Here is a 19,803-nt window from a genome sequence, read left to right as displayed (position 1 = left end):
AATTAAATAGTGGGACTTTACTAAGGAGGGTTTATATGAAATTATTTAGACAATCAATTATAATTCTTGGAATTTACTTATTAGGAGAATTAATTTCAAAAGGTCTTAATTTACCAGTACCTGGAAATATAATAGGGATGCTTTTATTGCTTTTACTTTTATGCACTAAAGTAATAAAAGTTGAAAATGTAGAAACTGTTTCTAATTTTTTTCTTGATCATTTAGCATTTTTCTTTATTCCTGCAGGTGTTGGACTATTAACTTCTTTTGATAGTATAAAATCTAGTCTTATACAAATAGTTCTAGTTTGTATAATTGCTACAACAATAGTAATTGTAGTTACAGGATTAGTTGTTCAATTCGTTAGTAACAAATTGAATATAAAAAAGAATGGAAGTGAAAAAAACTAATGAATATTTTAACAAGCAACATACTATTTGGTATAGTATTATCATTATTATCATTTGAAATAGGATTACTTATTTATAAAAAAACAAAAATGCCTATATTTAATCCTTTATTAATAGCTATTGCTATAATTATAGCTGTTCTAGTTATATTTAATATAGACTTTAATTCTTACAATAATGGTGGTCAGTTTATTAACATGTTTCTTGGACCTGCTACAGTAGTTTTAGCTGTACCTCTATATAAGCAATTCCATTTATTGAAAGAAAATTTTGTTCCAATTATAATCGGAATTTTTGTAGGTTGTTTAGTAGGTATTTTTTCAGTAATTGCTTTATGTATTTCTTTTGGAATAGAAAATGTACTTACTAAATCATTATTAGCAAAATCTGTTACTACACCAATTGGTATAGAAATAACAAATCAATTAGGTGGACTAGTTCCCGTGACTGTTCTTGCTATAATATTATCTGGTATCATAGGTGCTGTTGCTGGACCAACTCTTTGCAAACTTTTTAAAATTAAAAATGAATTAGCAATAGGAATTGCAATAGGAACTGCCTCTCATGCTGTTGGTACAACAAAAGCATTAGAACTTGGTGAAACACAAGGAGCTATGAGTTCACTTTCTATAGGTATTGCTGGAATAATGACTGTATTTTTAGCCCCAATTTGTTTTAAATTAATTACACTTTTTTTATCTTAATAAAGAGCTGTTTATTTTAGAATAAACAGCTCTTTATTATTTATTAGTTAAGTATAAAAAGCTTTAGCAATATTTTCATTGCCAAAGCTTTTCTTTAATCTATAAACTCCATATTCCAGTTAAAATAACCTGTCTCTTCATTTCTTTCATATTTAAAATATGCACTGAAAGTATTTCCCTTTTTACTTTTAAGATTTCTAAATCCTACTTTACCATTTTTAAGTAATATCTTTACCATTTCTTTAGATACTACTTTTCCAAATGAAGCTATATATTTATCATCCTTCCAGATTGTATATCTACATCCATTTTTCCAATTAGTACATCCAAAGCTTTTTTCACTTTCTACTACAGCATTCCCACATATAGGACATTTACCAATAACTTCTTTTCCCTCTGGTAATTCAACTTTAAATTTATGTAAAAGTGAATCATCATTTTTTATCTTATCTACTGATTGTGTAGTAAAATTATATATAAGATTCAAAAAATCTTCTTTTTTATGTTTACCTTTTTCTATATCTGATAATGTCTTTTCTAATCTTCCTGTGTACTCTAAATCTAAAAGTTCTTTTGCAGGAAATATTTCAACTATAGTTCTACCAAGGTCAGTTGTAATTAAACTCTTACCTTTTGTTTTAATATATCCAATATCTTTAAGTTTCTTAATAGTTTCAGCTCTAGTTGCAGGAGTTCCTATACTAAACCCACTTAATATTGCATTCATCATTTCATCTGTGTTAGTTTCATCATCTGAATTTTCATCTTTATCACTTTTGAAACTTTTTCCACAAGTCTCCATAACCCTTAAAAGCGTTTTTTCTGTATGATGCTTAGGGGGTTTCTTTGTTACTTTATTAACCTTATTTTCTGTAACATCAAGATTTTCATCTTTCTGCACTAATGGTAAAATTGTATCTTTGGTATCTATTTTTTCAACAACTCTCCAACCTTTAATAATTTCGACTTTACCTTTTGCAATAAATTCTCCTGGAACTTTTTCATCATTTACTTTTATAGTTATTTTAGTCTCTTCAAATTCAGCTACAGGCATAAATTGCATAATAAATCTATTCTTAATAGCATTATATACATTTTGTTCATCTGTGCTTAACCCCTTTGGTATCACATATGTTGGAGTAATAGCACTATGGCTTTCTACTTTAGAATTATCAAAAACTCTTTTTGATTTTATAAACTTAATTTCATCCTCATAGGGTAATCCTTTTTTTAAGTTTTCTAAGACTTTCTTTGCTTTTTCTTCTAAACTTTCTTCTAGTACAACACTAGCTGTTCTAGGATATGTAATAAACTTCTTTTCATAAAGACTTTGAGCAACTTTTAACACCTTATCTGAGGTCCATCCCTTATATTTGCTTGTTATATATCCTTGCAAGTTAGATAAATTAAATAGTGGTTGGGGGTATTCTCTTTTCTTCTCTATTTCTTTATCAACAACAATACCACTTTTATCAACTAATATTCTACTAAGTTCATCTAAATATTCTTTTTTCTCAAACTTCTCACTAGAATCTTCATAATAAAGTGCCTCAAACTCAGTATTATCCTTTGCTTTATAAGTAGTGGATAACTTATAATAAGAACTAGCTTTGAAATTTTCTATTTCTTTATCTCTATCATAAATTATTTTTAATGTAGGTAAAAGTACTCTTCCTATATTAATTAATTTTCTATCTTTTCCAGTTCCTCCATATCGTAAAGTTGCAACTGAAGTTAAGTTAATTCCAATTACCCAGTCTGCTAGCTGTCTTCCAATACCTGCATCTTGTAGTGGTTTCATTTCTGAATTAAGTTTTAAATTTTTTATTCCTTTTTTAACTTCATCTTCAGTCCACTCATTTAGTAATATTCTATATATAGGCTTCTGTACATTGAAATGAATAAATAACTCATCTGAAATAACCTGCCCTTCTCTATCGAAATCTGTGGCTGATATTATTCCATCAACATCGTCTCTATCTATTAAACCTTTAATAATATTTATTTGCTTTTCTGCTCCTTTATCTATAATATTTCTATTATAACTATCACATTTGATTTTGTATTTAAAATCACTAGGTATAAATGGGAATTTTTCCATTCTCCATCCAATCATATTTTCGTCATAATCTTTCGCATCAAATAATTGTAAAAGATGACCAAATGCCCATGTAATTAAGTATTCATCTCCATCAAAATACCCATCTTTTCTTTTTTTTATTTTCAATGCATCAGCAATATTTTTAGCAACAGATGGCTTTTCCGCAATTATTACCTTCTTCATTCTAATCTCCCACTTTTCTAATAAGTACTCTTTACTTAAATTTTTCTAGCTCTATTATTCTAGCTGATTTATCATTTAAATTCAAATCATTAATCTTTTTTAATTATAACCTTCAATTATAGTCTAATGGAATATCCTGCTTAAACAACTCTATATGTACTCTTTTCTGCTTTAAATATCATTCATACTTCTCAACTATCTCTGGATTATTCTCTCTAATGATATTATTATAATTCTTTACAAGTATATTAAGTACGTATAACAATAAAAATAACAAAAAAGATATGCTTACTCATTTTATTAAGTAAGTATATCTTCTCTTCTAAGTAAAATAAGCCTTTTAAGCATAATAGGACCTATTTCATTATACTTATATAATTAATTACATTTCATTAAACATCCAAATAAAAAAGTTTAAAATCCCAGCAAACATAAGCCATATCATGTAAGGAATTAATAATATTGCTGCTATTTTATCAACTCTTATAAATTTTATAAAAGTTATAAGTACTAATATAAATAAGACTACAAGCCATATAAACGCTATTCCATATAATCTAAATGTAAAGAAAATAAAACTCCACATAAAATTAAACATAAGCTGAACTAAATAAAAGAAATAAGCTCCTTTATCATCAGCTCCTTGTTTATTTCTCATATAAACTCTATAAGCCGCAACTCCCATTAGTAAATATAATATGGTCCAAACAATTGGAAATACATTATTAGGTGGTGTGAATATAGGTTTTTTCAACATTTCATATGTATTCATTGTATTTTTGTTCAAATATCCAATTATTACTCCACCTAATACAGGTATTAATATATTCATTAGTAAAGGAATAACCTTAAACTCTCCGTTAACCTTAAATATATTAATATTATGATTTGATTTTCTTTTATTAATTTTTTTAACTTTTTTTCTATTATCCTTAATCTTTTTTTCCTTTCCTCTCATAATGCACCTCAAAATAATATTTCTTTATTATATATGCATTATTTAATAAAATTATGAAACTAGAAGTATATATCTGAAAACTCTATGTCTACTTTTTCATCTAACTCATTTATTTCATAGATTGTATTTGAATATACTTCATTTTCATTTTCAGAGTAAGGAAATGTTATTATAAACATATTTCCAATGTCACCCTTTGTTTCTAAATATATTTTTCCGTTATTTAATTCCACAAGTTTCTTAGTTAAAAATAATCCTAATCCACTTCCTTCTGAAGGCCTAGCTAAAGAATTATCTATTTTAGTAAATTTATCAAAAATAACTCTTCTTTTATCTTCTGGAATTGCTTTAGCATCATTCTCTACTATAATTTCAACATTATCTTCTAAACACCTTATATTAACTTGTATTTTTCCTTCTATTTCTCCATGCTTTAAAGAATTAGATAAAATATTCAACATAATTCTCTCAATTTGATTTCTATCGCAATAAACATATATATCTTCTTCCTCTGAATCAAAAATAAGTATATTCTTCTTTAAAAGCATATATTTATTGCTAGCAAGTACAACATTTTCTATTATATTAACTATATTATAAACTTTTTTATTGGATTCTAAATATCCTTCAGTAAGCTTATTAGTATCTATAAAATTATTTATGGTACGTATAAGTCTCAAGCAATTTTGTTTAACAACTTTATTATTTCTTTGTAATTTTTCTAACTCCCCATTACTTATATTAACTTTATTTAATTGTAATGCTGATGAAATAACATTTATTGGTGTTCTAAGTTCATGTGATATATTAGAATAGAATTCATCTTTTACTTTCTCAGTTGAAATATATTTTCTGATGTTCTTCATAAAAACTCTATGCTCATCCAAATGAGTAATATCTTTAATTAAAAGAATCTTATTTGAGCAATCCATATTAATTAATGTTATTTCTAAAACTCTTTCATTATTACTTTTATCATTTATTTTAACTACTTTTATAAATCCTTTATCTATTTCATTTCTTGTAAATTTTTGTTCTACTAATACTTCTAAAATATAATTAATATCTTCATTTATAAATTCACCACTTAGTTTACAAAAAATACAATCTAATCCATCATTATTTATATAACTTAAATGTTCATTATTAAAAATAAGTATTCCTTCTGAAATTGATTCTATCATCTCTTCGTATCTTTTTTCACTTTTAGCTATTTGCTTTTTAGTATCCTTTAATAACCTTTCTCTCCTCATTAAACTATCGTTTAACTCTGTATTACTTTTTTGTAAATCTCTTAACCCTAAAAATGCTTGTTTATAAGCATTGCTTAATAAATTTCTTTCAACTAGTTTATACATTATTATAAAGGAGTTAACACTAATTATAGAGATAATATAACTTAATATTACAGAGTTATTTCCCTTAGAAAATTCAAGAATATTATTAATAATTATTATAATTATCCAAATTAAAAATAACCTTTTTTCTCTACTACACTTTATATTGTTAGATTTTTTAATGAATAATCCATTAACTATAAACATAAAAAAATTAATTAATATAATGCCAATATTATTGTAAAAAAAATCTATATTAATTAAAGGATATTTTAAAATTATAAATAAAAAAATAATAGTAAGAAAAAATATAATATTACTTTTTACTAATGATACCTCTTTTTCATTTAATATAAGGGCAATTATTAATAAAATACTTTTAAAAGTATTTAACACCAAACTAATTAAATAAAAAAGAATACTATCATTGAAATATGTTAGGCATACTAACTGTCCCATAATTAATATTCCTATATAAATAAAGCCAATTCCTATATATTTTATAAAACCTAAATCTTTTCTACTTCGTTTTACATTAGACATTAAAAACATAAGTATTGATATTACTATACACAAAACCTTTATAGCAAAATTAAACCTATATAAATCATTAAAGAAAACTATTAAAAGTACTATACATGTATAAAAAAATCTAGCTAATAAGCTCTTTTCTATTATAATATCTTTCTCACCTAAACTATTAAAATCCATTTACTTTTACCCTTGAAAATTCAATAGTAAATATACTACCCTTTCCTATTTCACTTTCTATTTTTATACTACCATTTTGTTTTTTTACTAAATTATAAACCACAAATAATCCAACTCCTGATCCATCTTCCATTCTTGTATTTATATTTTCCATCGAATATTTGTCAAAAGCTTGATTTACAAATTCTTTACTCATTCCCTTTCCAGTATCCCTAACTTCTATATACACCTTTTCATAATCAGCTTTTATATCTATAAATATATATCCATCAGGTCTTGTAAACTTAACTGAATTTAAAATAAGATTTAAAATTATTCTCTCCATAAATTCTCTATCGCTATTTACATAAATCTCTTCTTCTGATGTGTCAAAAATTAAGTTTATTTTTTTACCTTTAATATACTCAGCTAATGAAATAACTTTTTCTTCAATATCCTCTACAATATTTCTTACTTCTAATTTAGGATGTAAACATTCTATATTTATTTTACTAATATCTATTAGATTATTAGTAAGTTGTATTAATGTTACACAGTTTTTACTACTTATTTCATTATACTTTTTAAGGTTATTTACATCATTGTTGTTCACTAATATATCGGCTATTTGAGTTGCTGAATAAATGACATTAATAGGAGTTTTAAGATCATGAGATATATGAGATAAAAAATTCTTCTTTAATATATCTTTTAATTTATTTTCCTCCACTTCCTTTTTCATTCTTTCCATCTCTATATTCTCAGTAATATCCTCCAAACTTATCATAATTCTCTCATTTTCTTCACTTACTTTAAGCAATCTTATTTCTAGATTTTTAACTTCTTTTCCTTTTGTAGAACCTAAATATCCTTTATTCTCATCTAAATGTAAAATATCATTAAAATATATATTATGATCAATTATAGAATCTACTTTTTTATTTATAATATTTCTTATATTTTTCTCATTGATTAAATGTAAAAAGCTTTTATTACAATAAAGAATCCTTTCATTATGCATGCTAATCTCAACTATAGGCTTAGGAATAACTTCTAAAAAGTTTCTATACATTCTTTCTCTTTCAATCATTAACTCTTGAGAACGCTCCATTTCGATATTTCTAACTTTTATTCTATTGTTAACCAACTCAAGTTTTCTATTTTCCTCATAAGTATTTCTAAATATAAAATTATAAGTACTCTCTACTAAATTAAACATTAATGACAACATACATGCTTCATATATAATAAATTTTGCTACACTTAAATCTACAATATATGCATCTTTTAAAAATATTGCTACTATAGTTACTGTCAAAGACAGTAGTAAATTAATCATAAAAACATTTACTTTATTATTATTAATTATTTTTTCTTTCTTCATATTAAACATAGCAGCTACTAATAACATTAATTCTAAAGCTAAGTAAGTAGTATCTATAAACAAATTTCCTAATAAATTATTATTTATTATATTACAAGCTATTTTAGCTATAATCCAAAATGCATATTCAAAATATACAGAGTTTGAACTTTCCTTTCTATATTTTGAAATTAAGTAATACAATAATATAAAATTGAAATTATTATCCCATATAACTTGCATGCTATTAGGAGGATAATTCATTCCACCTAAATAAGTACTTGGAAATAATCTAATTATATATATAAAACAGATTAAACCTAAGTGTATTTCCAAAACCTTATACAACTTTTTTTTGCTAAAGTATCCACTATGTATAACAAACATTAGAGCCACCATACTAAACACTAAAGATATCAATTCTAATATCATAAATCCCATAATATTCTTTTTAGTAAAAAGAATCATAATTGCTAAATTCATAATCATAAATCTAATTAAATTTTTACAAAAAAATTTATTCTCTACATAAAAAACTTTATCATTGCAAAATATCTCATTAGCGAAATTATTGTCCTCCAATTTCTTCACCTCATTACATATTTTACATTATTTTTTATAATAAGTGAATGTAACTTTATAAATTAATGATATTTTATTATATTATGTAAAATAAAACAGAAATTACCCTAAGTGGAAAGTAATTTCTGTTTTAAAATTTACCTTATATAATCTTGCATTTTATCCAATCTATAATATCTAATATAACTTCATCTTTATTTTTCTCGTTTAACATTTCATGTCTTCCATTTTCATATAATTTATATTCTATATCACTTACACCATTTCTTTTTAAAGTTTCATAAAGATTTTTTACTCCAACTCCAAAATACCCAACTGGATCTTTATCTCCTGAAAAAATATATACTGGCTTATTCTTAGGGACTCCATTTAAATTTTCCTCTTTATGTATATCCCATAAACCTCTAATTAAATCATAATAAAACGAGGTTGAACATATAAAACCACACTTTTCATCTTGTATATATTTATCTACTTCTTCCTCAACTGAACATAACCAATCATAATTAGATCTATTTGGCTTAAAATTATTATTAAAGTCTCCAAAAGATAGCTTATCCATCAATCTGCTTTTAGCTTTCCTTCCTTTAATAGTCATTTCTAATTTTGCAACTAATATACCTAACTTAGTTATATTCTTAGGTCTTCCATTACTGCCTGAAAGTATTAATCCATCTATTTTATCTCCATATAGTTGAAAATATCTTTGACTTAAAAAAGATCCCATACTATGTCCAAATAACACAACCTTTTTATTTGGATTTTCTTTTTTTATAATATCATTTAATTCTTTAATATCATTTACCATCCAATAAAAGCCTTCATCATCAGCAACATATCCTAAATTTTCTTTAGATTTAGCAGTATCTCCATGCCCCCTATGATCATGTGCATAAACTATATATCCTTCTTTAGTTAACTTTTTAGCAAAATAATCATATCTTAATGCTGTTTCTGTCATACCATGAGCTATTTGTATAATTCCTTTGACTTCATCCACATCAGGACTCCACTTATAATAATTTATATCTAATCCTTCTTTATCCCTAAAGATAAAATTCTCCATATAAATGCACCCCATTAAAAGTTTTTATTTTATATATTATTATATATATATTTTATTATGTCAATTTATATAATAAAACTTGCTATATATTAATTGGTAACAAAGAAAGTTTATGATATACTATTGATAGTTTAAATATAATTTAACTAAATGATTAAATCTAAATATTTTTGTAAATAATATTTGATAAGTATTATAAGGTGGTGAAGACAATTAGTATTAAGTCAGTATTAAGCATTATAGCTTCAAAAATTACAATTTTTCTAACAAAAACAATACTAAAAGGAGGAACTACATTTCCTGGTAAAGTAGCTCTAAAATTAGATAAGAATATATTATCTAAAGTTTCTAAAGGATATAAAGTCATTCTAGTTACTGGTACAAATGGTAAAACAACTACAACTAGCATGATTTATAATATTGTAAAAGAAAGTGGTTATAAAGTAATAACTAATAATACAGGAGCAAATTTATTTCCTGGTATTGTTACTACATTCATAGATAACTATAAGTTTTTCAATAAAACTACAGATAGCTACGCTATTATAGAAGTGGATGAAGCAAATCTTAAATATATAACAGAATATATAACTCCAGAAATAATTACTGTTACTAACCTATTTAGAGATCAGCTTGATAGATATGGTGAAGTTTATACTACGCTTACTAAGATACTAGATGGCGTTAAACTTGTTCCAAATTCAACTCTTATTTTAAATGGAGATGAATCATTACTTGGAAAACTAGATATAAAAAATAAAACTGTTTTCTATGGCTTTAATGCAGCAATTAGTGAAAATAAAGAAATAGATGTTAATGCAGACGCGAAATTCTGTAAATTTTGCAAATCTCCTTATGAGTATAATCATATTACATATAATCACTTAGGTGATTTTTACTGTACAGGCTGTGGATATAAAAGATCTGAAATTAAGTATGCTGTAAATGAAATTATAGATTTAACAGCTGAAAGTTCAACTATAAAATTTAATAACTTACCTATTACTGTAAGTCAATCTGGTGTTTATAACATCTACAATGCACTATGTGCTTATGCTATTACGAAAGAACTTGGAATTGATGATGACACTATAAAAAAATCCTTAGAAAATCAAAGTTCAAGTTTTGGTAGACAAGAAATATTGAATATAGATGGTAAAGATATAAAAATAATATTAGTTAAAAACCCAGCTGGTTATAATCAAGCATTAGATACTATATGTTTAAATAAAGATTCATTTAGTACAGCATTTTTATTAAATGATAATTATGCTGATGGTAGAGATGTCTCTTGGATATGGGATGTTGATTTTGAAAAACTTCATACATTAAATATAGATGAAGTCTTTATATCAGGTATGCGTTGTTATGATATGGCCGTTAGACTTAAAATAGCCGGTCTAGATCCTAATAAATTTATATTAGAAGAAACTTTTGAAAATCTAACAGAAAAAATTAAAACAGGTAGCAATAATAAAATTTATGTACTAGCAACTTATACTGCAATGATAAATTTTAGAAAGTACCTACATTCAAAAGGTTACATTGATAAACTTTGGTAAAGGAGATTAGGAGTATGGAATTAAACATTTGTCATCTTTATCCAGATTTGCTTAATGTTTATGGAGATGTTGGAAACATACTGATTCTTAAACATAGAGCTGAAGCTAGAGGAATAAAGGTTAATATTATAAATACTTCATTAAATGATGACTTTGACCATGAAAATATAGATTTTCTATTTTTCGGTGGAGGTCAAGATTACGAACAATCAATAGTATCTGAAGATCTTAATACAAATAAAAAAGATTCTATAAAAAAATTCGTAGAATCTGGTAAAGTTACTCTTGCTATTTGTGGCGGCTATCAATTACTTGGAAATTATTATAGAGCCCCAAATGGTGAAAAAATAAATGGTTTAGGCATATTAGATATATATACTGAAAGTGGAGATACTCGTTTTATTGGAAATACTGTTATATATAATGAAGATTTTAATGAAACTTATGTTGGTTTTGAAAACCATTCTGGTAAAACATATATTAACAATTTGAAACCACTTGGTAAATGTAAACATGGATATGGAAATAATGGTGAAGATGGTTTAGAAGGATGTATCTATAAAAATACTTTCTGTACTTATTTTCACGGATCATTACTTTCCAAAAATCCAGAACTTGCAGATAAATTTTTAAAATTAGCTTTAGAAAATAAGTATGGTGAAATTAATCTTGAACCTCTTGATGATTCATTAGAATTGAAAGCTAAAGAGGTAATGATAAATAGGCTTGACTCTAAATAAAATTATAAGATATAGGATATATAGTTAATTTAGTATAATCCTATATCTTTTTATATACCTTCTTAATTACTAACTATATATTAATAATTTATTATTTCAGTTATAACTTTATGTTAATAGCTTATTTATTTATAACTTTTATTTTCTTTAGATACTCCACTTGGCTATCCTCTATATTATCTAAACTATTAAATTCATATCCTCTTTCTTTATAAAAATCTATAACGTACTGAAGAGATGCTATTGTAGTTTCTTTTCCACCAATATCATGCATCAATACTACTTCTACCGGATACAATCCCCCATACTCTCTTATTCTAGAAGAGATAAAATTTACTGAAACACTTTGTTCTTCAGTATCTCCTGAATCAACTGTCCAATCTATATAGTATCTATTTTCACTTTTTATTTTATTTTTTACTTCCTGTATTACTTCTGGACTGCCATTAGAATTATCTGATCCACCAGGTATTCTTATAAATTTAAAATTCTCCTTACCTATAATAGAAGAAATAGTTTTCTGGCAATTATTTAAATCTTTAAAATAATCATCTACACTTTTAAATATCTCATCATATTCATGTAAATCTGCATGTGGCATTATACACATATCATCTTCATGTAATCTTTTTAATATTTCCTTATTTTCTCTAGCATTACTGCCTACAATAAAAAAGCTTCCCTTTATACTATTTCTATTTAGAATATTTAAAATTTCTTTAGTTACATTAGGCGTTGGCCCATCATCAAAGGTCAAATACACTACTTTCTTTTGATTTTCTGAATGAATTGTATAAACAGGGATATAATTAAAAATAGTAATGGTAAAAATAATAAAAAAAATGCCTATAATTCCAAATTTTTTTTTGTACCTATTAATTTTGAACACCTCCTTAACAGTATATATTTTGTCCAACTACTATAATTAATATGATAGTAATTTAACCCATATTTTAATAGTATATTGTTGTTATTATGTAACGTAAGTGTTATACTTATACAAGTGAAAAGTTTAAATATTAATAGAGATGGGGAGATTTATTTTGAAAAGAAAAAACGTATTTAGATCATTAGCACTAGCTCTTTCCATATCTTTATTGGCACCTTTAGCTGGTAGAGTTAAGGCAGAAGAAACAAACATTTCTAACCCAGAGGTAACTGGTGAAGCTGCTATAGTAATGGATATGGATACTAACGAAATAATTTATTCAAAAAACGCTGATGAAAAACATTCATTAGCCAGTACTACTAAATTATTAACAGCTTTATTATTTGCTGAAAATAAGACAAAAGAAGATAAAATTCCTTTTACAGAAGCTGCTTCAAAACAACCTGATGCTGCTCTTAATGTAAACTATAAGAGAATGAATATAGGGGATACTCTAACAGGTGAAGATGCAATGGAATCTCTTCTTATATTCTCTGCCAATGATGCTGCCTACATGATAGCAGAATCAGTTGCTGGAAGTGTAGAAAACTTTGCTAAACTAATGAATGATAGAGTTGCAAAGTTAGGTTTAAAGAATTCACACTTTATCAACCCAAATGGAATAGAAGAAAGTCCTACTGATTATAATTATGCTACACCATATGACTTAGCTATAATTGCTAAAGAAGCATTTAAAAACGAATGGGTAAGAAATACTATGGATGTTCAAAATCCACCTGCTAGAATAGATATTACCGGCTCTACATTTATCTTAGAAAGTAGAAATAAAAATTTAGGTAAAAACGGAAATATAGGTGGTAAGACTGGTACAGAAACTCAAGCTGGACACTGTTTTGTAGGATTCTATGAAAGAGATGGTAGAAAATTAATTACTGTTGTTTTAGGTGCAGAATACGGTGCTGATGGAACATCTGTATTTAAAGATACAGAAAAAATAGCAGATTATGGTTATGGCGCTGAAAAACAAATTTACAAAAAAGCTGGAGATGAAGTTTCAACTGTTGATTTAGAATATAAAGTATTTAGATTCTTCGGTCCAAAGAAAACTATAACTGCTCCTGTAAAATTAACTCAAGATGTTATGTACTACAAAAATGATTTTAATGATAAAAATTCTAAAATCGAATTTTTAAGTGAAGATAAAAATGCATGGAAATTAACAGGAGGTAAAGAAGTCTCTTTAACATTCTCTACTCTTTCTCATACCGAAGAAGTAAAAGGAACTGTTGATGTTTCTGCTGGAGAATTATTAAAATCTAATTTACCTTTCTATTTAGCATTTATTTTAATAATAGCTATAATAATAATATTAGTTTTAGTTATTATTAGAATTATCAGTATGAGAAAAAGACGTTATAGAAGAAGACGATATTAAAAAAGTGCCTTAAGGCACTTTTTTTAACTGCAATTATATATTATTCCTAACAAAAAAATTTTAAATATGATATAATTCTAAAGTAATTATATAAGATAAGGAGTTAATTTATGAAAAAAATTGATTTTAAAGGTAGCGTAGTACTAAACCCTGTACCTGTAGTATTAATAACTTCTAGAAGTTTAGAAGGTAAAGATAATGTATTTACTGTAGGTTGGACTGGAACTGTATGTACAAAACCCCCAATGCTTTCTATATCTATAAGACCTGAAAGATTATCTTATGAATATATAAAAGATACAATGGAATTTATAGTTAACATACCTTCTGCTAAAATGGTAAAAGCTGTTGATTTTTGTGGTGTTAAACCTGGTAAAAAAATTGATAAAATAAAAGAAATGGGATTTACTATGAAAGAAGGAACTAATGTTAACGTTGCTTATATAGATGAATGCCCTATTACAATCGAATGTAAAGTAATTCAAATCATTAAGTTAGGAACTCATGATATGTTTATTGCAGAAGTTTTAGCTTCTCATATAAACGATTCCCTTATTGATGAAAAAGGAAAGATTCACTTTGAAAAAGGTGATTTAATTTCTTACTGTCATGGTGAATATTTTAAATTACCGCAAAATTCAATAGGAAGTTTTGGTTTTTCTGTAGCCAAAAAGAAAAATGTTTCTAATACTAAAAATAATAAAAGAAAGTCCTCTAATATTAGTAATAAGAAAAAATATGCTACCAAGAAAACTAAACATATTTAACCATTTTATTACAAATATTGTGTTGACTTTAAACTTTACATAATTTATACTTTAATTAAAATTTAGAGAAGAGGTAATGCTATGAAGATTCTAACTTATACTATACTTAATAGTGATTTAGATTCAAAAATTGAACTTTTACAAATTAATGATATTTTTAACGTTTTTTATGATGCTCCCCTAGAAATAACAAAAGATAACTATGGATATGGTTACTTAGAAAAAACTGATGAACCTATCAAACTTAAAGTGGCTTTTGATGAGAATGAAAAAGATTTTGAAGAATTTAAAAATCTAGTAACATCTTTATTAGAAACTAAACTTGAAAGTATTGAAGAAGTAAACTATGATTATACAAATTATGATTTTCCTATAATTGAAATTAATGATGAATGGGTTTTAGCATCTCCAGATGAAAATATAAATAATAAAAATAAAATTAATTTTATATCTCAAGGTGCATTTGGAACAGGAATGCATGAAACAACAAAAGATCTTTTAAACCTAATTCTTACAAAACTTGACTTACAAGATAAAAATATTTTAGATATAGGTACAGGTTCTGGAATATTATCTATAGCCTCTTCTATTATAGGGGCTTCATCAGTAACTGCACTTGATATACGAGATGTTACAGATGAAGTAGAATTAAATGCATCTCTTAACGGTCTTTATAATGTAAATATTCTTATTGGAGATGTTTTATCAGGAGAAATTAAAATAAATGATAAATTCCAATGGATTTATATAAATATAGGTGGAGAAGAAACTAAACTGTTCATGGACTTTATAAAAGAACATTTAGCTGTTAACGGTAATATACTAGTTTCAGGACTAGTTGAATGGAGTTTTGATGAAGTAAGACAGGCTATTGAAAGTTATGGTTTTAATCTAAAGGAAAAGTATCAAACTAACGAATGGGTTACTGCAGTTTTTAACTAATAGATATTATATAAAAAAATATAGATAAATTATTATAAAATAATAGACATTTCATAAATTAAAATTTATGAAATGTCTATTTAAATATTTTTTGTAATGCCTATTATGCAAGCTTATAGCTAATACAGTTAATTTATTTCTTATATAAGTACTTATAAACACTATAGTTAATCTTTACTTTATCAACATATTTCTTTGTTTCTTTAAATGGTATATATGTTAATGTCTCACCGTCTTTTGAATACTCATCATCATTTAACCATTTATTTACATTCCCACTTCCACCATTATAAGCTGCTATAATTAAATCTAAGTCTCCAAATTCATTTCTTAAATTATTTAAATACCAACAGCCAATTCTTATATTAAATTCAGGATCCATAAGCATACTTGGCATAAAATAATTTATACCAATTTCCTTACATGCCCATTCTCCAGTATTATCCATTACCTGCATTAACCCTTTGGCACCTCTATTAGATACAGCTTTCTCATCAAAATCGCTTTCAGCTTTTATAACAGCCATTACTAATAATGGATCTAAATCATATTCCTTGCTATATTTATCTACATATTCAGTATATTTATAAGGAAATATATACTGCTTCATTGAAAAAATTACCGCAATATATATTATAACTATTGTAAGAAGGAATATTATAATACGCTTAAACTTCATATACTTTCTCCCAACTAACAAATTTCTTTGAAAAATTCTACTAATCCTTCAACTTGATTTTTAGTATTTAATAGATCTCCATTATTATCTAATATTATACTAGCAAATTCTTTTTTCTTTTCTAAAGACATTTGAGCGTTTATTCTATTAATTGCTTCTTCCCTACCTAATTTATCTCTATTTTTTATTCTTTGTATTTGAGTATTACCATCTACCCAAACTAAAATAACAAAATCCATGTTATTTTGAAGATTATTTTCAATTAGAGTAGGTGCATCAAGTATTACAATTTTACTTCCCTTTTTCTCATGCTCATTTAATGCTTCTAATATTTCTTTTTTTATATATGGAATAATTATTTCTTCATACTTTTTTCTTTGCTTTGGAAATCTAAAAATATGGTTACCAAATTCCCTTCTTCTAAATTCTCCTCTCCAATCAAAAAAGCCAGATCCAAATTCAATTTTAACCTTTTCTAATATCTCTGGATATTTTTTAAGAACATCTTGAGATATAACATCTGCATCAATTATTGGAAATCCCTTTTCTATTAACATTTTGGAAACTGTACTCTTTCCTGATCCAATTCCTCCTGTTAACCCTACCTTAATCATCAAAATTAAGCCCCCTTATTTAGCCTCATACCATGTTTTACCTATATTAATGTCAACCTCTAATGGTACTGACATTTCTAACACATTTTCCATTTCTTCTTTTACAATAGATTTAACTTCCTCAAGTTCATTTTCTTTAACATTTAATATAAGTTCATCATGAACTTGTAGTATCATTTTACTTTTTAAATTTTTTTCTTCTAATTTATTATAAACATTAACCATTGCTAATTTTATAATATCTGCGGCACTTCCTTGTATAGGTGCATTCATCGCTAATCTTTCACCTAAAGCTTTAACAATTTTATTTGAAGATTTAATTTCTGGTATAAACCTCCTTCTATTTAAAATTGTTAATACAAAGCCATTTTTCTTAGCCTCTTCCTTTGTACCTTCTAAATAGCCTTTAATTTTAGGATACCTATCAAAATATATCTCCATATATTCTGCTGCTTCCTTTTTAGTTATTTTTAAATCTTGTGAAAGACTAAAATCACTTATTCCATAAACAATACCAAAGTTTACTGCTTTTGCACTACTTCTCATTAAAGATGTAACTTCTTCTACGGGTACCTTAAAAACTTCTGAAGCTGTCTTTGTATGTATATCGCTATGATGTTTAAATGCATCAATCATGTCTTCATCACCAGCCATATGTGCAAGAACTCTAAGCTCTATTTGTGAGTAATCACAAGAAAGCAATATATCTTTACATTCCATTGGTATAAATACTTTCCTTATTTCTCTACCCATTTCTTGTTTTATAGGTATGTTCTGTAAGTTAGGTTCTGTACTTGATAGTCTACCTGTAGTAGTAACAGTTTGATTAAAATTCGAATGAATATGACCATCTTCATCAATTACGTTCTTTAATCCTTCAACATAGGTTGAATTTAATTTAGTTATTTGTCTATAGTAAGTAATCTTAGGAATTATACTATGCTTATCTTGAAGTTTTTCCAGAACTTCAGCATTAGTTGAATATCCTGTTTTAGTCTTTTTAATAACTGGTAAATCTAATTTCTCAAATAATATTTTACCAAGTTGTTTTGGAGAATTTATATTAAATTCTTCTTCTGCTAACTGAAAAATTTCTTTCTCAGTTCTTGTAATCTCCTCTTTAAAAATCCCCGCCAACTCATCTAACTTTGATTTATTTACATTAAACCCCAAAGACTCCATTGAAGACAGAACATAAATTAATGGATGCTCAACTTTATAATAAAGCTCACTCATTCCATCTACTTCTATTTTGTCATTTAATATATGATAGATTTCTTTAAGTTTAATTACTAATTTTCCATTTAAAATATTCCCTTCACCTTTAATATCTTCTCCTAAATAATCATTTATTAAAGTTATAACATCATATTTTCCTTTAGAAGAATCTATTAAGTAAGCTGCAATTGCAGTATCAAATTCAAATGATTTTATCTCTATATTATTCTTATTTAATATAGTAATTAATGCTTTAGAATCATGAATTACTTTTATTTTCTTTTCATCTTCCATAAAAGATTTTAATAGCTTTATAGTTTCTTCTGAGTTCTCATTATTAATAGCGGCTATATTTATAACAAATGTATTTTTTTCATCATATATATTTAATAAGTTTAACTTAATTTCTGAATACTTAGAAGAATTTATTACTTCATAAGTAATAAAATTTTTATCATTTAATAATTCTAAAGAGTTTTTAAACTCTTCTAATGTATTTATTTCTGTAATATTAACTTCTACTTCCTTTTCATTTTCTTCACTACTTGGTAATTTATTAATAATAGACTTCATTTGAAGCCTTAGTAGAAGTTTTTTTAGCTTATCTACATCATAAGCTTCTTTGCTTTTTATATCATCTAAATCGAAATCTATTGGAACCTCAGTCATTATAGTTGCTAATTTTTTACTAAATATAGCTTGCTCACTAAAGCCCTCTAAATTTTCCTTTAATTTTTTACCACTAATACTATCTATATTCTTAAGAACCTCTTCTACAGAACCATAGGTTTGAATTAATTTATAAGCCGTCTTCTCTCCTACTCCAGGAACTCCTGGTATATTATCCGACTTATCTCCCATAAGACCCTTTACATCTATAAATTGTGTTGGTGTAACCCCAAACTCATTTATAAAAGTTTCTTCATTATATATAGCTGTTTCAGTAACACCTTTTTTAGTTATAACAATATTAATATTGTCTGAAGCTAATTGAAGTGCATCTCTATCTCCTGTAACTATAAAAACTTCAATACCATTCTTCTCTGCATACTTTGCCAAAGACCCTATTATATCATCAGCTTCAAATCCATCTATTTCATAAATATTTATAGCTAAAAGACTTAATAATTCTTTTATTAAAGGAAATTGCTCAGCAAGCTCTGGTGGCATTTTTTTTCTACCAGCTTTATATTCATCAAATTCTTTATGCCTAAATGTTGGTCCTTTTTTATCAAAAGCTGCAACAATATAATCTGGTTTAATTTCTTCTTTCATCTTAAACAACATGTTTGTAAAACCATATACTGCGTTAGTATGTGTTCCATCACTTGTTGTAAGAGTAGGTATTGCATAAAACGCTCTATTTAAAAGAGAGTTCGAATCTAAAATAAGTAATCTTTCCATTTTCTCCTCCACATTAAGGATTAAAAATCCTTAGAGTTTTATTTACTATAAATTATACTATTTTTTAACTATAAAATCATTATGTCATTATATTAGATTGTAAATTTTAATTATTATTTATAAACTTCCCCAAATTACTTATAATTAATTCATAATACA

16 protein-coding genes are annotated in these 19,803 nt (G+C 25.8%); 7 read left to right on the top strand and 9 right to left on the bottom strand.

Features of this window, described 5'->3' with window-relative positions:
- Window positions 1-35 precede the first annotated feature (35 nt).
- Window positions 36-410, top strand: a complete 375-nt coding sequence (locus tag CP523_RS13805; RefSeq protein ID WP_066677144.1) for a CidA/LrgA family protein — start codon at window positions 36-38, stop codon at window positions 408-410.
- Entirely contained in the window at window positions 410-1,114 is a 705-nt protein-coding gene (locus CP523_RS13800) for an LrgB family protein (protein WP_066677149.1), read from the top strand. The genes CP523_RS13805 and CP523_RS13800 overlap by 1 nt, the downstream gene beginning before the upstream one ends.
- 94 nt (window positions 1,115-1,208) lie before the next feature.
- Here CP523_RS13800 and CP523_RS13795 read toward each other — a convergent pair whose 3' ends face one another.
- The 5 genes from CP523_RS13795 to CP523_RS13775 form a co-directional block, all read right to left on the bottom strand.
- Window positions 1,209-3,398 carry a type IA DNA topoisomerase gene (locus CP523_RS13795; RefSeq protein ID WP_066677150.1) on the bottom strand — a complete coding sequence of 730 codons (2,190 nt, stop codon included), beginning with the start codon at window positions 3,396-3,398 and terminating at the stop codon, window positions 1,209-1,211.
- Between the two features lie 382 nt (window positions 3,399-3,780).
- The gene (locus tag CP523_RS13790) at window positions 3,781-4,278 is read right to left on the bottom strand and encodes a TspO/MBR family protein (RefSeq protein WP_227909611.1); all 498 of its coding nucleotides are present in this window, start codon (window positions 4,276-4,278) and stop codon (window positions 3,781-3,783) included.
- A 137-nt stretch (window positions 4,279-4,415) separates the two neighbouring features.
- Complete coding sequence (locus CP523_RS13785; protein WP_066677151.1) at window positions 4,416-6,404, bottom strand: sensor histidine kinase; 1,989 nt, start codon at window positions 6,402-6,404, stop codon at window positions 4,416-4,418.
- Window positions 6,394-8,328 (bottom strand): sensor histidine kinase, encoded by a 1,935-nt coding sequence (locus CP523_RS13780; RefSeq protein ID WP_120140963.1) that lies wholly within the window; start codon window positions 8,326-8,328, stop codon window positions 6,394-6,396. Before CP523_RS13780 ends, CP523_RS13785 begins: the two co-directional genes overlap by 11 nt.
- A 142-nt stretch (window positions 8,329-8,470) precedes the next feature.
- The gene (locus CP523_RS13775; protein WP_066677155.1) at window positions 8,471-9,394 is read right to left on the bottom strand and encodes an alpha/beta hydrolase; all 924 of its coding nucleotides are present in this window, start codon (window positions 9,392-9,394) and stop codon (window positions 8,471-8,473) included.
- Window positions 9,395-9,597: 203 nt separating this feature from the next.
- Between CP523_RS13775 and CP523_RS13770 the strand changes: the two genes are divergently transcribed.
- Window positions 9,598-10,956, top strand: a complete 1,359-nt coding sequence (locus CP523_RS13770) for a Mur ligase family protein (RefSeq protein WP_066677197.1) — start codon at window positions 9,598-9,600, stop codon at window positions 10,954-10,956.
- Between the two features lie 14 nt (window positions 10,957-10,970).
- Window positions 10,971-11,696: a type 1 glutamine amidotransferase gene (locus tag CP523_RS13765; RefSeq protein WP_066677157.1), complete on the top strand. Its 726-nt coding sequence runs from the start codon at window positions 10,971-10,973 to the stop codon at window positions 11,694-11,696.
- Between the two features lie 121 nt (window positions 11,697-11,817).
- On the opposite strand, the gene CP523_RS13760 is transcribed toward CP523_RS13765, so the two are convergent.
- Window positions 11,818-12,585 (bottom strand): polysaccharide deacetylase family protein, encoded by a 768-nt coding sequence (locus tag CP523_RS13760; RefSeq protein WP_227909519.1) that lies wholly within the window; start codon window positions 12,583-12,585, stop codon window positions 11,818-11,820.
- A 154-nt stretch (window positions 12,586-12,739) separates the two neighbouring features.
- Here CP523_RS13760 and CP523_RS13755 point away from each other — a divergent pair, with 154 nt between their 5' ends.
- The 3 genes from CP523_RS13755 to CP523_RS13745 all read left to right on the top strand — a co-directional run bounded on the left by CP523_RS13755 (window position 12,740) and on the right by CP523_RS13745 (window position 15,729).
- Window positions 12,740-14,020 (top strand): D-alanyl-D-alanine carboxypeptidase family protein, encoded by a 1,281-nt coding sequence (locus CP523_RS13755; RefSeq protein ID WP_066677158.1) that lies wholly within the window; start codon window positions 12,740-12,742, stop codon window positions 14,018-14,020.
- Between the two features lie 110 nt (window positions 14,021-14,130).
- Complete coding sequence (locus CP523_RS13750; protein ID WP_066677159.1) at window positions 14,131-14,787, top strand: flavin reductase family protein; 657 nt, start codon at window positions 14,131-14,133, stop codon at window positions 14,785-14,787.
- Between the two features lie 81 nt (window positions 14,788-14,868).
- Complete coding sequence (locus tag CP523_RS13745; protein ID WP_066677160.1) at window positions 14,869-15,729, top strand: 50S ribosomal protein L11 methyltransferase; 861 nt, start codon at window positions 14,869-14,871, stop codon at window positions 15,727-15,729.
- 133 nt (window positions 15,730-15,862) lie between these two features.
- On the opposite strand, the gene CP523_RS13740 is transcribed toward CP523_RS13745, so the two are convergent.
- From CP523_RS13740 to polA, 3 genes are read right to left on the bottom strand one after another with little or no spacing between them, the layout of a single operon-like run.
- Window positions 15,863-16,408: a lytic transglycosylase domain-containing protein gene (locus tag CP523_RS13740; RefSeq protein WP_066677162.1), complete on the bottom strand. Its 546-nt coding sequence runs from the start codon at window positions 16,406-16,408 to the stop codon at window positions 15,863-15,865.
- Between the two features lie 14 nt (window positions 16,409-16,422).
- Entirely contained in the window at window positions 16,423-17,022 is a 600-nt protein-coding gene (gene coaE / locus CP523_RS13735; protein WP_066677164.1) for a dephospho-CoA kinase, read from the bottom strand.
- Window positions 17,023-17,037: 15 nt separating this feature from the next.
- Window positions 17,038-19,644: a DNA polymerase I gene (polA, locus tag CP523_RS13730; protein ID WP_066677167.1), complete on the bottom strand. Its 2,607-nt coding sequence runs from the start codon at window positions 19,642-19,644 to the stop codon at window positions 17,038-17,040.
- Between the last annotated feature and the right edge of the window lie 159 nt (window positions 19,645-19,803).

It is taken from the genome of Clostridium septicum, from assembly GCF_003606265.1.
Taxonomy (GTDB): Bacteria; Bacillota; Clostridia; order Clostridiales; family Clostridiaceae; genus Clostridium; species Clostridium septicum.
This window is presented reverse-complemented; position numbering and strand designations above follow the sequence as displayed.